The organism is Acidovorax sp. FW305-C-20-28 (assembly GCF_058783375.1).
Genome location: NZ_JBYSYM010000016.1, coordinates 93,913 through 108,367 on the forward strand (window position 1 = coordinate 93,913; position 14,455 = coordinate 108,367).

Sequence of the window (14,455 nt, forward strand, 5' to 3'; positions counted from 1 at the left end):
ACAACAACAGCAAGAGACAACGACGATGAAAGCATGTATCTACGGTGCCGGCGCCATTGGCGGCTGGATTGGCCTGGCCCTGGCCCAGGCAGGCTGCGAGGTGAGCCTGGTGGCGCGCGGCGCCACGCTCGCGGCGCTGCAATCCGACGGGTTGCGCCTGCGCCGCCCGGACGGCAGTGTCACCAGCGCCCCCGTGCGCGCCAGCGACAGCCCGGCCGCCCTGGGCGTGCAGGACCTGGTGGTCATCGCCGTGAAGGCGCCCGGCCTGCCCGAGGTGGCGCGCGCCATGGCACCGCTGGTCGGCCCGCAGACGGTGGTGCTGACCGCCATGAACGGCGTGCCCTGGTGGTTCCTCGATGGCTGTGGCGGCGCGGCCCAGGGGCGCACGCTGGAGTCGGTGGACCCGGGTGGGGCCATTGCGCGCGCCATCCCCGCGCGCCAGGTGCTGGGCAGCGTGGTGCATGCCAGTTGCTCGGTGGAGGCGCCGGGCTTCATCAAGCAGCATTTCGGCAACCGCCTGATCGTGGGCGAGCCCGATGGCAGCACCAGCGCGCGGCTGCAATCGCTGGCCGAGGTGCTGCAACGCGGCGGCATCGAGATCGAGGCCTCCACGAACATCCAGAAGGACATCTGGTTCAAGCTCTGGGGCAACCTCACGGTGAACCCGATCAGCGCGCTCACGGGTGCCACCACCGACCGCATCCTCGACGACGAGCTGGTGCGCGGCTTCGTCTCGGCCGTGATGCTGGAGGCCAAGGCGATTGGCGCCCAGCTGGGCCTGCCCATCGAGCAACAACCCGAGGACCGCCATGCCGTGACGCGCAAGCTCGGCGCCTTCAAGACCTCGATGCTGCAGGACGTGGAGGCCGGCAAGCCCGTGGAAATCGACGCCCTGGTGGGCGCCGTCTACGAGCTTGGGCAGATCACCAACACACCGACCCCGCACACGGGCGCGCTGCTCGGCCTGGCTCGCCTGATGGCCCGCACCCGTGGCTTGTACTGATTTTCCACTTCACCACGCAACCATGCTCAAGCTCTATTCCGCCCCCGGCACCTGCTCCCTGGCCGCGAACATCGCACTGCACGAGGCCGATGCCGGCCATGAACTCGTGACGCTGGACTTTGCCAACCAGCAGCAGCGCAGCCCCGAGTACCTGGCCATCAACCCCAAGGGCCGCGTGCCCACGCTGGTGACCGAACATGGCGTGCTGTCCGAAACGCCCGCGCTGCTGCTCTACATCGCGCAGCGTTTCCCATCCGCGAAGCTTGCACCGCTGGACGACCCCTTCGCCCTGGCACGCATGCAGGAGTTCAACAGCTACCTGGCCTCCACCGTGCACGTGAACCACGCCCATGGCCGGCGTGCCGGGCGCTGGGCCGACGATGCGGCCGCCATTGCCGACATGCAGCGCAAGGTGCCGCAGACCATGACCGAGAGCTTCACGCTCATCGAGACCCACTACCTGCAGGGCCCCTGGGTGCTGGGCGAGGCGTATTCGGTGGCCGACGCCTACCTGTTCACCATTGCCTCGTGGCTCAAGTCGGACGGCGTGGACATCACGGCCTTCCCCAAGGTGGCCGGCCACACGGCCCGCATGCGCACCCGCCCTGCGGTGCAGCGCGCGCTGGGCTGAGCCCCGTCGCTCCAGCAAAAAGCCCCCGCAGCCTGCACCGGCTGCGGGGGCTTTTTTGCGGGGGGGAGCCGGGGTTCAGTTCACCTTCAGGATGCGCCAGTCGACACGGTTGTCGGCGCGGTGCACGATGTCCACCTTCTGCGTAGCGGCCCAGGGGATGATCTGGTTGTACAGCGGGATGTGCGAGATCAGCTCGTGGTCGGCGATCAGGGCCTTCTCGATCAGGCCGTTGCGCGTGGCGGTGTCGGTCTCTTTCTTGATGCGCTCGATCAGTGCATCCTGCTGCGGGTTGGAGAAGCGGCCCAGGTTGAAGTTGCCGTCGCCGCCCGCGCCGCTGGAACGGACCAGCGACTGCAGCGAGTAGTAGGCGTCGAAGGTCGGCACGCCCCAGCCCAGCAGGTAGATGCTGGCCTCGTTGCGCTGGATCATCGGGAAGTAGGTGGCAAAGGGCAGCGAGCGCAGCTTGGCCTTGATGCCGATCTTGGCCCACTGGGCGGTGATGGCCTGGCACAGTTGCTCATCGTTGATGTAGCGGCCGGCGCTGCAGGCGAAGTCCACCTCGAAGCCCTGCGGGTAGCCGGCCTCGGCCAGCAGCTTCTGCGCGGCGGCGGGGTCGTAGGGGTAGCGCACGTCGGCCTTGGGCGTCCAGCCGTTGATCTGGCGCGCGATGATGGTGCCCGAGGGCTGGGCCAGGCCGCGCAGCACCACGCGCTGGATGGCGCTGATGTCGATGGCCTGGTAGAGCGCCTTGCGCACGCGCACGTCCTTGAGCGGGTTCTTGCCCTTCACGTCCGAGCCCGGCAGCTCCTCGCGAAACTGGTCCAGGCCCAGGAAGATGGAGCGGTTCTCGGCCCCGTCGAGCACCTTGAGGTTGGGCGTCTGGCGCACGCGCGGCAGGTCCTGCAGGCCGGGGTCGAGCACGAAGTCGAGCTCGCCCGAGAGCAGCGCAGCCGTGCGCGTGGCATCGGACTTGATGGGCGTATAGACGATCTGCGTCACGTTGCCGCCGTACTTGCCCTTGCCCCACCAGGTGGGGTTGGCCTTGAGCACCAGGCGCTGGTCGGGTGTCCACGACTCGAGCACGAAGGGGCCGGTGCCCAGTGCATTGCGGTGCGAGAAAGGCTCGTCCTTGGTCTTGATGTCCTTGGGCGTGACGGCATTGTTCTTCTCGGCCCAGGCCTTGCTCAGGATGCGCAGCTCGGTGAGCTGGTTCACGAGCACGGGGTTGGGCACCTCGGAGAAGATATCGATGGTGTACGCATCGACCTTTTCCACGCGGTCGATGCCCTGGGTGTAGACCGCGAAGTTGGAGGTCTTGGCCTTGGCGCGCTCCAGCGAGAACTTGGCGTCGTCGGCCGTGAAATCGCTGCCGTCGCTGAACTTCACGCCCTTGCGCAGGCTCAGGCGCAGCTGCGTGGGGCTCACGCGCTTCCACTCGGTGGCCAGCGAGGGCTCGGGCTTGAAGGTCTTGCTGTTGTACTCGACCAGGGTGTCGTACACGGCCGCATGCAGGGTGTTGTTCACGCCCACGTTCTGGGCGTGGATGTCCCAGGAGGACAGGTCGGTGGAGCGCGACCAGCGGAAGGTATTGGCTTGGCTCGCCAGGGGCAGCGCGCCGGCCAGCGCGGCCGCCAGCAGCAGGGATTGGAATCGCATGGAAAAAACAGTGCTTGTGCAAAAAGTCGTTGTGCACTGCACTATGGACCGCTCGGCCTGCGGGGCGAACGAATTTCTCGTTGTAACCTTATGCGCCGCGCCCCCTGGGCGTCTGCGGCCCCTCAATGCAGCAGCAACCCCACGGCCAGTGCGACCATCATGGCCGCCACCACGGCATCGAGCACCCGCCAGGCATGGGGCGATGCAAACAGCGGCGCCAGCCAGCGCGCGCCCCAGCCCAGTGCGGAGAACCACAGCAGGCTGGCCAGGCTGGCCCCCACCGCGAAGCCCATGCGCAGCGAGGGTGGGTAGGGGCTGGCGATGGCGCCGAGCAGCAGCACGGTGTCCAGGTACACATGGGGGTTGAGCCAGGTGAAGGCCATGGCGGTGAGCACCACGGGTTGCCAGCCGGCCGATGCCGCGCCTTCGGACCCGACCTGCATCGCGGCAGGCCGGTAGGCGCGCACCAGCGCGCGCGCCGCATAGGCCAGCAAAAAGGCCGCGCCCAGCCAGCGTGCAGCCACCAGCAATGCCGGGTGGGCCTGCACGGCCGAGCCCAGGCCCCAGACGCCCGCCTGCACCAGGATGGCATCGGACAGCGCACACACCACCACCACGGGCAGCACATGCTCGCGTCGGAGGCCCTGGCGCAGCACGAAGGCATTCTGCGCACCGATGGCGATGATGAGGATGGCGGTCGAGGAAAAGCCGTTGGCAAAAGCCGATGAGAGATTCATGGCCGCGATGGTGCCGGGCCGCACAAGGAAAGAAAAGCTATACTTTTTTGCGACCCGTAAGCAAAACTGAATGCACCTCGACACCGCGCAACTGGCGGCGCTGGCCGCCGTGCTGGAAACCGGCAGCTTCGAGCGTGCCGCTGTGGCGCTGCACGTGACGCGCTCGGCCGTGTCCCAGCGCGTGAAGCTGCTCGAGGAGCGCGTGGGCCAGGTGCTGGTGCGCCGCGCCGCGCCCTGCACGCCGACCGAGGCGGGCCAGGCCCTGTTGCGCCATGCGCAGCAGATGGCGCTGAGCGAGGCCGATGCCCTGCGCAGCATTGCCGGCAGCAGCGCAAGTCTGGCGCCCGTGCGGCTGGCGCTGGGCGTGAATGCCGATTCGCTGGCCAGCTGGTTCATTGAGGCCATGGCCCAGGCTGCGGAACCAGACCCGGGCGCGGCCCCACCCATCACCTTCGACATCCATGTCGAGGACCAGGACCACTCGTCCGAGCTGCTGCGCCAGGGCCGCGTGATGGCGGCCGTCACGGCCGATCCGCAGCCCGTGCAGGGCTGCCAGGTGGTGCGCCTGGGCACCATGCGCTACCGCGCGCTGGCCAGCCCCGCTTTCATGCGACGCCATTTCGCCCAAGGGGTAACGGCCGCCGCGCTGGCCCAGTCCCCGGTGCTCGTCTTCAACCGCAAGGATGCGCTGCAGGAGCGCTTCCTGCGCCGCATCGCGCGGCGCGACCTGGCGCCGCCCGTGCACTGGCTGCCCTCGTCGCAGGGCTTTGTCGCCGCATCGCTGGCCGGGCTGGGTTGGGGCATGAGCCCCGACCAGTTGGCGCGCGAGGCCATCGATGCCGGCCACCTGGTGGAACTGGTACCCGGCAAGCCGGTGGACGTGGCGCTGTACTGGCAGTTCTGGCGCCTGAATGTGCAGGCACTGCAGCGCATGACGCAGGCGGTGCAACAGGCGGCGGCGTCGGCCTTGCTGCCGTAGGGGGTCAGGCCGGCAAGTCTTCGTGGTGGTCGGCCACGCCTTTTTTCCAGTAGGCCGCGATGCGCATGCGCTTGGGGTTCACGCCCGGCTTGGCCAGCACGACCTTGCGCAGGGCCGCCATGTCGGCATGCTCGCCTGCGGCCCAGATATAGCCATCGCCCTCGGGGATCGCCAGCGACGCCGCAGCCTCGGGCAGTGAGTCCACCCATTGCAGGTCGAGTTTCGCGGCGCTGACCAGCGGCCGCTGGTCGGCCGGGTTGCGCACCTGGATGCGCACCGTCACGCTGGCCTCGGCCGGCAGCTCGGCCAGGCGCCGCGCGATGGCGGGTACCGCCGTCTCGTCGCCCAGCAGCCAGTGCCACGCAAACGCCGTGGGCACCACCATGCTGCCGCGCGGGCCGGCCACGCCCACCCAATGGCCTACCTGGGCGGCGGCGGCCCAGTCGGAGGCCGGGCCGGCATCGTGCAAGGCCACTTCGACGTCCAGCTCGCCCTTGGCCGCGTCGTAGTGCGCGGGCGTGTAGTCGCGCAGCACGGGGCGGGGCTCGGGCATCACCGGGCGGCCGTCCTGCATCGAGGGCAGGCTGGCGCGCTCCTGGCCCGGGTGCGGCAGGATGAGCTTGAAGTGGTCGTCGAAGCCCGCGCTCACGAAATCCGCCATGTCCGGCCCACCGAGCGTCAGGCGTACAAAGCCGGGGCTGACTTCAGTGCGGCGCAGCACCTGCGCATGGCGCGCCTTCAAGGTGTGGCGGACACGGGTGATGGCGAGGGCGTCGGCAGGCGCCGTGGAGAAAGTTTCAGTGCGCATGATTTAAAATGTTGTTGATTCAATCAACCAAATCATCCGCCAACAAGTTGACTTTGTCAACCGGTTGGCTCTGCCATGCACCGCAACCGCCCCCCCGCCGATGTCTTTGAAGCGATGCACGACCTGATGCACGTGTACCGCGCGCATATGGTGCGGGCCATGGCCGCCATCCACCCCGACCTGACCATGAACGAGGTGCGAGCATTGGGTTTCATCGGCCGCCACCCGGGGGCCACGCAGAAAGACCTGGTGCGCCACAGCGGCGCCGACAAGGCCCAGGTGGCGCGCATGGTGGCGCTGCTGGCCGAGCGCGGCTGGATCACCAGCGCCCCGAACCCCGAGGATGGCCGCAGCCGCATCCTGGCGCTGAGCCCCGAAGGCCAGGCCCTGCAAGAGACGGTGCGCGGCCTGCGCCAGACGCTGTCGGCCCGGCTGCTGGCCGGCTGCGATGCGGGCACCCAGGCGCAACTGCTGGCGCTGCTGGAGCAACTGCGCGGGGAGCTGGATGCCCTGCCGGCGTGCGACCGGCACAGCTGACCATGGCACCGGCGTCCCCGGCCCACCTGGGTCCTGCGCGCCCCGCCGGAGCACCCATGGCGGCCGCGGCTTCAGCGCCACAATCGCGCCAAGCGGTAAAACTTTACGTGCAGTCGTTAAAATTTGCGTGTAACTTCGGGTTTTTGCGGCACGGCGCCGCTGGCAGAGCCTGCCTGGTTGGGCGGCAAGAAAGGTGTGGCAAGTGGGAGCGTCCATGGCGAAGCAGCAGCCAGCCCTCGCGTTGCGTCCTGCAACCGAGCAAGACGCAGCGTTCCTGAACGCCGTGTACCGCTCGGTGCGCGAGCCCGAGCTCCAGGCCATCGGCTGGCCGGACGCCCAGATCGACGCCTTCTGCGCCATGCAGCACCGCTTTCGCACGGCCGGTTATGGCCAGTACCTGCCCCCTGTGGAAACCCGCTTGGTGCTGTGCGACGACCAACCCGTCGGCATGCTGGCCGTTTGCCGCAATGCGGAACGCTGGGTGCTGGTCAACATCGAGCTCCTGCCTGCTGCCCGCGGCCAGGGCATTGGGGCCGAACTGATCACCCGGCTCCAGCAGGAGGCCCAGGCGGCTGGCGTGGGCCTGCGGCTGCAGGCTGCCAGCGCCAGCCCCGTGGTGCACCTGTACGAGCGCTGCGGCTTTGCGAGTGTGGCCGACGACGGCATGGTGCGGCAGATGGAATGGCCGCATGGCAAGCCACGGCGGGCTTCTGCAAGGAAGTCGGGCAACCGTGGCACGAATGAACAACAGACAGTGGACTGATTGAACCAGGAACAACGACCCATGGAATTCGAAGACACCGCGCCCTTGGCCCCAGAGGCCCCGGAATCCGAAAGCCGCCGCCGGTTTGTGGCCGGCGCCGGAGCGATGGCGGTCGCCGCCGCCCTGGGCGCCCCAGGCCTTGTCGGTGCCACCCCTTCTTTGCCCCTGGCTACCAACACCACCAAGGGCACAGGCCGCGGCGCGCTGCGGGTCGGCATGCTGCTGCCCGAAGGGCGCGCCTACCCCCTGCTGGGCGCACAGCTGATGGCCGGCGCACAGGCTTTTGCACAGCAGCAGACCGGTGGCCCGCAGTTGCACGTCACCCCGGTCACCTACGGAAACCGCTCGAGCCAGGCGCAACATGCCGCGGAGGAACTGCTGGCGACCGGGCAGGTGGACGTGCTGGCCGGCTTTGTCGACACGGGCACGCGGGCCGCCCCCTGGGAGCCCCTGCTGGAACGCTACCAGGTGCCCCTGCTCGTGGGTGACACCGGGGCCAATGCGCTCAATCCCCAGGCACGCTCGCCCTGGGTGGTGCACAACAGCCTGGGCTACTGGCAAGCCGCCTGGGCGGCGGGCCGCTGGGCCGCCAAAGCGCTTGGCCCGCGCGCCATCGTGGCCGCAGGTCCGGCAGACAGTGGTTTTGACCACCTGCCCGCCTTCGAGCGCGGCTTTGCTTCTGCCGGTGGGCGGGTGCAGAACACGGTGTTCACCCGCGCAGCCGATGGGACCAGCCAATTGGAAGAACTGGCGCTGCTGGTGCGCCAGACACGGCCCGATTTCGTGTTTGCGCTGGACTCCGGCCACCGGGCCGACGCGTTCCAGCAATTCTGGACACAGTCGGGCATCGCGAGCCAAGTCCCCCTGGTGGCCGGCGGCATGCTCGCGGAAACCATGGCGGCTGCCCAGCGAGCGGCGTCGGGATTGCCGATCTGGGCAGCGCGTTCCTGGCAACCTCAGGCCGGGGGCAGCGGCGGTATGGCGGCCTTGCAGGGCATGCACCAGCCCACGCCATTCCATCTGCTGGGGTACGAACTGGCCCAGCGCCTGCACGCTGCCGCCCCGAAGGCCCCCCTCGGACTGCCGTTGGCCCAGGCCATGGCCGCGGCCGTACTGCAGACACCGCGCGGAGAAGTGCGCCTGGATGCCATCTCCGGAGAAACGGTGGCTGCAGCCTACCTGCACGCCCTGCACCTGCCACAGGCCCGCGCTGGGGTCACGCTGCCCTCCGTGGCGGCCGCATCCTGCCAAGGACTGTGTGACGTGCTGTCCAGCCGGGTCACAGGCACTTATCTGGCTGCGTGAGCAGCTTCCAGAATTTCCTAGAAAGCGACTGACGATGTCCGAACCATTCCTCGGCGAAATCAGAATATTTGCCGGTAACTTCCCCCCCCGGGGCTGGGCATTTTGCCAAGGCCAAATCATGGCCATTTCACAAAACACCGCCCTGTTCTCCCTGCTGGGCACCACTTACGGAGGCAACGGACAAGCAACCTTCGGCCTGCCCGACCTGCGAGGCCGTGCGCCCGTGCACTATGGTCAGCTTCCTGGAGGGGACAACTATGTCCAGGGGCAGGTCGCAGGCACGGAAAGCGTGACCTTGCTCGCCAACCAGATCCCGGCCCACAGCCACAGCTTGGCCGCAGGGTCCACGGGAACCCAGGCCTCCCCATCCGGAGGCTTGCCCGCAACCACTTCGGCTCGCGATTTCCGTTACTCCAACGCAGCAGCAAACGCCACTCTGCATGCCGGTACCGTCTCATCCGGTGCCGGAGCGCAGCCGCATGAGAACCGCTCGCCCGTGTTGGCACTGAACTTCATCATCGCGCTGGAAGGCATCTTCCCGTCGCGCAATTGAGCTTGGGGTATCCATGTCCGAACCATTTCTCGGAGAAATCCGCCACTTCGCCTTCAATTTTGCGCCACGGGGCTGGATAGCCTGCCAGGGCCAGATGTTGAGCATTGCGCAGAACACGGCCCTGTTTTCCATACTGGGCACCACCTATGGGGGGAACGGACAGACCACGTTCGCCGTGCCCAATCTCGCGGGGCGTACGCCGATCCAGCAAGGCTGGGGGCCAGGCTTGAGCCCGTACGTCCTGGGCGAGCAACTGGGTGCGGAAACCGTCACCCTGACGGCTGCACAGGTACCGCCACACACCCACCTTGTCTCTGCCGTGGCTGCTGTCGGCACCAGCGATGCACCTGCAGGGAACGCCCTGGCGCAATCGAGCATCCGCAGCGATCTGTACGCCGCCGCCACACCGAATACGGCGATGTCTTCTCTTGCAGTGAATCTTGCCGGCGGCGGCCTGCCACACAACAACATGCCCCCCTTCCTGGCAGTGGGTTTCTGCATTGCGACGCAAGGCATTTTCCCGTCCCGCAACTGAACCCGCCGTCCGGCAACACCGTTGGAAAATCTCCATGTCAGAACCCTATATCGGCGAAATCCGCATGTGCGGCTTCAGCTTTGCGCCACGCGGCTGGGCACTGTGCAATGGGCAAATCCTGTCCATTGCGCAAAACACGGCTTTGTTCTCCTTGATCGGTACCACCTATGGCGGCAATGGGCAGACCACATTTGCCCTGCCCGACCTGCGCGGGCGGCGCGCCCTTGGGACGGGCACGGGACAGGGCAGCAACTATAACTATGTGCATGGGCAGGTCGGTGGCGCCGAAACCCACACGCTGATCCTGTCGGAGTTGGCACCCCATAGCCATACCCTCATGGCATCCAGCGCTCCAGGCGATCAGGCCTCGCCAAACGGCAATGCACTCGCCGCCTCGGCAGTGGATTCACCATATTCCACCAGCAGCGGTGGAACCCAGACCACCCCGGTCTCCAACGGCGGAGGCTCTTTGCCCCATGACAACCTCCCACCGTACCTGGTCGTGAACTTCGTGATCGCGGTGGAAGGCGTCTTCCCCTCTCGCAACTGATCTGCACAAGAACCCATCAGGCGCCAGGGGCGCCGCAGGGCCTTCGGGCCGACCAAGGAGCTGATTTCATGCAACGATGGATCCAAACCCTGAAGCCGACCTGGTGGTCCGGCCTGGGCATGCTGGTTCTGGCCCTGGGGGCCAGTGGCCATGCCATGGCTGCCACCATCACGGTAGATACGCTGGGGGATGGCAACACGGGATGCACCCTGCGCAGGGCCATTGCCAACACCAATGCAGGCAGTGGTGTATCGGCAGGCTGTACCGCGGCCGACGCCGGGCCCAACGAAATCCGGTTCCAGGGAACCCAAGCGATTGTGCTGACCGCGGGCAACGGACCACTGGTCATCCAGCGCTCCGTCACACTGACCGGCAACGGCGCCGCAATGACCAGCATTTCCGGCGGCGGTGCCACGCGCGTGTTCGACATTCCGGTGGGTACCAGCATCACCCTCGCCCTGAACGGGCTCACCGTGCAAAACGGCAAGGCGCTGGCCAGCAGCGCCATGAGCAATGCGGGCGGGCTGTTCATCCCCACAGGCTCCACCGCCAACCTGAGCAACTGCGCTTTCCGCAACAACGACGCGCAGTCCAGCGGGGGCGCCATCGAGAACCGCGGTGCGCTGAGCATCAACGCCTGCATCTTCACCGGCAACACGGCCGCCGGTGAAGGCGGCGCCATCCGCAACATCGGCACGATGACGGTGGGCGGCTCCATCTTCAACAGCAACACGGCCGACCGCGGCGGCGCCGTGTGGGTGAACCGCACGGCGGTAACCAATATCGACCTGCTCAACTCCAAGTTCGGTGCCAACACCGGCGGCAGCACAGGGGGCTCGACCGCCCCTCTGGGTGTGGCCGTGATGAACGCCACGGGCAGCAGCGCCACCTTGACCACCACGGGCAGCGTTTTCAATGCGTCGGCCTATCCCGAGGGCCCGCCGACCATCACGGTGCAGCCCACCACCCCCGTCACCGTGGGCAATGCCGCCACGCTGTCCGTCACGCTGTCCGGCGGCAGCGGCACGCCCACGGGCACGGTGAGCCTGCGGTCCGGCGTGGATGCCATTGCCGCTTGCGCCAACCTGGCCCTGACCAATGGCACTGCGAGCTGCAGCCCGACCAGCCTGGTCGTGGGTGTGCACACCATCACGGCCGAGTATCCAGGCGACAGCACCTACCAGCAAGGCACCTCTGCAGGCGTGGCCCAAGTGATCAACGGTTCCACGAATGCCGACACCACGCAGGTCACGGTGAGCGGCCCGCAGAATGCCGAGGTCTGGGTGGACAGCGCCAACAAGGGCAGCATCACGGCCAGCGGCAAGCTGACCGTTGTGCTGGACACGCCCGCGCCGGATGGCGCCAAGCCGTTCCTGGTCGAGACCAAGACCGCAGGCGGGGGCAGCACGCTGGTCACCGGCACACTCACGATCACGCGCGACGGGACGCCACCGGTGTTCTCCGGCTTCGTGCCAGCCGACAATGGCTTCCTGGGCAGCACCAGCACCATCGACTACGCGCTGAACGAAGACGTGGTGGCCGGCGCCACCATCGTGCTCACGCGCACCGGCGGCGCCGCCGACCCGACGCCGCACACTTGCACGCTGCAGGGCACGGCCCTGAATGCGGGTACGCACCAGATCGCCTATGGCGCCAATGCCAATGGCTGCACCACGGCACTGAACCTGGTCAGCAACGCCATCTACACGATTGCTTTCAGTGGCACGGACAAGGCGGGCAACGCATCGGCGGCCACCCAGGTCACTGGGGTCACCTATGACACCACAGCCCCCACGGCCAGCCTGACCCTGGCCGCCACCTCCACCAACCGCACGATCACCGTGGCAGCCGGTGCCTTCACCGGCAGTGATGCCGGATCGGGCATCGCCGCGGCAGGCTACTGCCTGCAGGAAACCAACGTGTCGGCCAACTGCGTCTGGGGTGCGGTACCGACGAGCTACCAGTTCGCCTCGGATGGCAGCAAGACGCTGTACGGCTTCGTCAAGGACAACGCGGGCAACGTCTCTGCGGCCGCCACGGCCAACGTGCTGGTGGACTCCAGTGTGCCAGCGGCCCCGACCCTGAACACGACGCCCACCTATGCCATCGGCAGCTCCACGACTCTGACCGTCCAGAGCGCCGAGAACGGGCTCCAGGTCTGGGTTGGCAACACCAACACGAACCAGGTCATCGCGGGCGGCACGGCCAGCATCACGATCGACACCAGCGGCATCGCCAATGGCCAGCAGGCCACCTTCCGGATCACCCTGCGCGATGCGGCGGGCAATGTGAGCGCAGAGCTGGTTCTGCCCCTGACGCGCGACGAAACGGCGCCCGTGTTCAGCGCGACGACCCCGGCCAACAACGCCGCCATCAAGGCCAATGCCACGCTGGGCTTCACACTCAGCAAGGCCGTGGCCAGTGCGCGCATCACCGCCACCCGCACAGGCGGCACGGCCGATGGCGCCTCGCCCCATACCTGTACCCTCCAAGGCACCGCCCTCAATGCCGGTGCCCATGGGGTGGCGCTGACCGCGGACGCCAATGGCTGCACGGCCCCGCTGGGCCTGGTCGACGGTGCGATCTACACCTTCGAGTTCAACGCGACCGATGCGGCTACCAATGCCGCCGCGCCGGTTTCCATCACCGGCGTGACCTACGACACCAGCGCGCCATCGGCCCCGGTGGTGAACAGCCCGGCCAACAACGCTGCGGCCGAAGGCAGCTCGGTGGCGATCAGCGGCACGGCAGAGGCCGGCAGCCGCGTGGAGGTCTACGAAGCCGCCACGCTGCGGGGCAGTGCCACGGCCACGGGCGGCAACTTCTCGATCACCGTGGGGGGCCTGAGCTACGCGCTGCACAACTTCACGCTCAAGGCCATCGACGCCGCAGGCAACGAGAGTGGCACCACGGCCCTGGCCTACACGGCCCAGGTGCCCAGCGGCGGCGGCTCGACACCGCCCAATGTGGTGACGGAAGGCAACGTGACGGTGACGCCAGGCGCACCGGTCATTGTGGGCGGCAGCGTCCAGGTGACAGCGCCACCGGGCAGCACGATCACACTGAACCCGCAATCGGGCGGCTCCACCATCACCCTGCCCCCCACGGGCGGTGGAGGTACACCAGCCCCCGTGACCCTGGTGATCGGCGGCCAGACCTTCAGCATCCAGCCCCAGCCCAATACCGCCACGGTGCTGAGCGTGGTGACGCTGACGGGCGCCAATGGCCAGCCCCAGGTGGCCCTGGTGCTCAACCCATCGACCTCGGGCGACTCGCAGGTGACGCTCAGCGGCACGGTGAGCCAGGGCACGGTGGTGGCCCTGCTGTCCACCACCACAGGCAACCTGCCGCTGACGGCCCAGGGCGACGGCGTGGTCTCGGTCACGCTGGTCACCACGCCGCGCGCTGCCGCAGGCACGCCGCAATCGTGGAGCGTGTTCGTGGGTACCGGCCGCGTGGCGCTGCCCCCATCCGCCAATGGCGCCGCCAATGTGACGGTGCTCAGCGGCGAAGTGGCACGCCTCGATGGCTCGGGCAAGGTGCAGAGCGTGCGTCTGGGCACCGTGGCCGGCAATGGCCTGGGCGACCCCGTGCAGCGCAGCGACCTGCCCGCCGGCATCAATGCCAACGTGGGTTTTGTGCGCCTGGCCGGCGTGCCGACGCGTACCGGTGGCAGCACGCCGCTGGAGACCCTGGTCAACAATGGCCTGCGTACCATCGGCATCACCAGCAGCGCACAGTCCGCCAACGGCAGCGTGACCTGGACACTGGGCGGCGCGAGCTTCCCCGTGGTGCCGCTGGAAGTGCGCGTGGTGCCCGGCCGCGCCGACGGCGTGAGCGTGGCAGACGATGGCAGCATCGAGGTGGCCACGGCAGGCCTGGTGACCCGCTTCGGCCCGGCCCTGCAATCGCTGGCCGCCATGGGCCAGGCCCTCACGGGCCTGGGTGCCACCACGGTGCTGCAGCCCAATGGCGCCCTGCGCGTCTCCCTGGGCACCACGGTCTTCCACCTGCGTCCGCAGTGGCTGCCGCTGGGCCGCACGGGCAATGCCCCGGGCTTTGTCTTCAGCAACTCGGCCGGCCTGGTCTTCACGGATGCGAACGGCGTGAGCCAGGCGCTGCAGGGCGACGTGGCCGACTACGAGGGCCTCACCAGCCTGCTGCAGTCGCTCCTGGGCCCCACCACCACCTTGCGCACCGGCCTGGACCTGCAGACCGAGCTGGCCGTGGGCAACCAGCGCTTTGTGCTGGTGGCCGACCTGGCCCTGCTGCCCGCCACCAGCGGACCTGCGGGCAGCAGCTGGTGGTTCGAGGGCAGCAAGCTCTTCGTGCGCTACCCAGGTGGCCTGGTACAGGGCTTTGCGGTGACCGCACGCTGAGCGGCAACGCCCACCCACC

At 67.9% G+C, this 14,455-nt stretch carries 13 protein-coding genes; 10 read left to right on the forward strand and 3 right to left on the reverse strand.

From position 1 onward, the window contains the following. Positions 1 to 25 precede the first annotated feature (25 nt). Entirely contained in the window at positions 26 to 1,003 is a 978-nt protein-coding gene (locus AC3WOH_RS18945) for a 2-dehydropantoate 2-reductase (protein WP_492230859.1), read from the forward strand. A gap of 22 nt (positions 1,004 to 1,025) precedes the next feature. Then, positions 1,026 to 1,634, forward strand: a complete 609-nt coding sequence (locus tag AC3WOH_RS18950) for a glutathione S-transferase family protein (protein WP_492230860.1) — start codon at positions 1,026 to 1,028, stop codon at positions 1,632 to 1,634. A 75-nt stretch (positions 1,635 to 1,709) separates the two neighbouring features. On the opposite strand, the gene AC3WOH_RS18955 is transcribed toward AC3WOH_RS18950, so the two are convergent. After that, complete coding sequence (locus AC3WOH_RS18955) at positions 1,710 to 3,290, reverse strand: ABC transporter substrate-binding protein (protein WP_492230861.1); 1,581 nt, start codon at positions 3,288 to 3,290, stop codon at positions 1,710 to 1,712. Positions 3,291 to 3,412: 122 nt separating this feature from the next. Continuing rightward, complete coding sequence (locus AC3WOH_RS18960) at positions 3,413 to 4,027, reverse strand: LysE/ArgO family amino acid transporter (protein ID WP_492230862.1); 615 nt, start codon at positions 4,025 to 4,027, stop codon at positions 3,413 to 3,415. Positions 4,028 to 4,097: 70 nt separating this feature from the next. On the opposite strand from AC3WOH_RS18960, the gene AC3WOH_RS18965 reads away from it, so the two are divergent. Continuing rightward, complete coding sequence (locus AC3WOH_RS18965; RefSeq protein WP_492230863.1) at positions 4,098 to 5,006, forward strand: LysR family transcriptional regulator ArgP; 909 nt, start codon at positions 4,098 to 4,100, stop codon at positions 5,004 to 5,006. A 4-nt stretch (positions 5,007 to 5,010) separates the two neighbouring features. Here the strand turns inward: AC3WOH_RS18965 and AC3WOH_RS18970 are convergent, their stop codons facing one another. Continuing rightward, entirely contained in the window at positions 5,011 to 5,814 is an 804-nt protein-coding gene (locus AC3WOH_RS18970; protein ID WP_492230864.1) for a siderophore-interacting protein, read from the reverse strand. Positions 5,815 to 5,889: 75 nt separating this feature from the next. On the opposite strand from AC3WOH_RS18970, the gene AC3WOH_RS18975 reads away from it, so the two are divergent. The 7 genes from AC3WOH_RS18975 to AC3WOH_RS19005 all read left to right on the forward strand — a co-directional run bounded on the left by AC3WOH_RS18975 (position 5,890) and on the right by AC3WOH_RS19005 (position 14,436). After that, positions 5,890 to 6,351 carry a MarR family winged helix-turn-helix transcriptional regulator gene (locus tag AC3WOH_RS18975; protein ID WP_492230865.1) on the forward strand — a complete coding sequence of 154 codons (462 nt, stop codon included), beginning with the start codon at positions 5,890 to 5,892 and terminating at the stop codon, positions 6,349 to 6,351. 214 nt (positions 6,352 to 6,565) lie between these two features. Next, positions 6,566 to 7,114 carry a GNAT family N-acetyltransferase gene (locus AC3WOH_RS18980; protein ID WP_492230866.1) on the forward strand — a complete coding sequence of 183 codons (549 nt, stop codon included), beginning with the start codon at positions 6,566 to 6,568 and terminating at the stop codon, positions 7,112 to 7,114. 21 nt (positions 7,115 to 7,135) lie between these two features. Further along, a complete protein-coding gene (locus tag AC3WOH_RS18985; protein ID WP_492230867.1) occupies positions 7,136 to 8,419 on the forward strand; it encodes an ABC transporter substrate-binding protein in 1,284 nt (427 codons plus the stop codon). A 34-nt stretch (positions 8,420 to 8,453) separates the two neighbouring features. Then, positions 8,454 to 8,972: a phage tail protein gene (locus tag AC3WOH_RS18990; protein WP_492230868.1), complete on the forward strand. Its 519-nt coding sequence runs from the start codon at positions 8,454 to 8,456 to the stop codon at positions 8,970 to 8,972. A 13-nt stretch (positions 8,973 to 8,985) separates the two neighbouring features. Further along, positions 8,986 to 9,507, forward strand: coding sequence for a phage tail protein (locus AC3WOH_RS18995; RefSeq protein WP_492230869.1), 522 nt, complete (start codon positions 8,986 to 8,988; stop codon positions 9,505 to 9,507). Between the two features lie 34 nt (positions 9,508 to 9,541). Then, the gene (locus AC3WOH_RS19000) at positions 9,542 to 10,057 is read left to right on the forward strand and encodes a phage tail protein (RefSeq protein WP_492230870.1); all 516 of its coding nucleotides are present in this window, start codon (positions 9,542 to 9,544) and stop codon (positions 10,055 to 10,057) included. 68 nt (positions 10,058 to 10,125) lie between these two features. Continuing rightward, positions 10,126 to 14,436 (forward strand): beta strand repeat-containing protein, encoded by a 4,311-nt coding sequence (locus AC3WOH_RS19005; protein WP_492230871.1) that lies wholly within the window; start codon positions 10,126 to 10,128, stop codon positions 14,434 to 14,436. Positions 14,437 to 14,455: the final 19 nt, after the last annotated feature.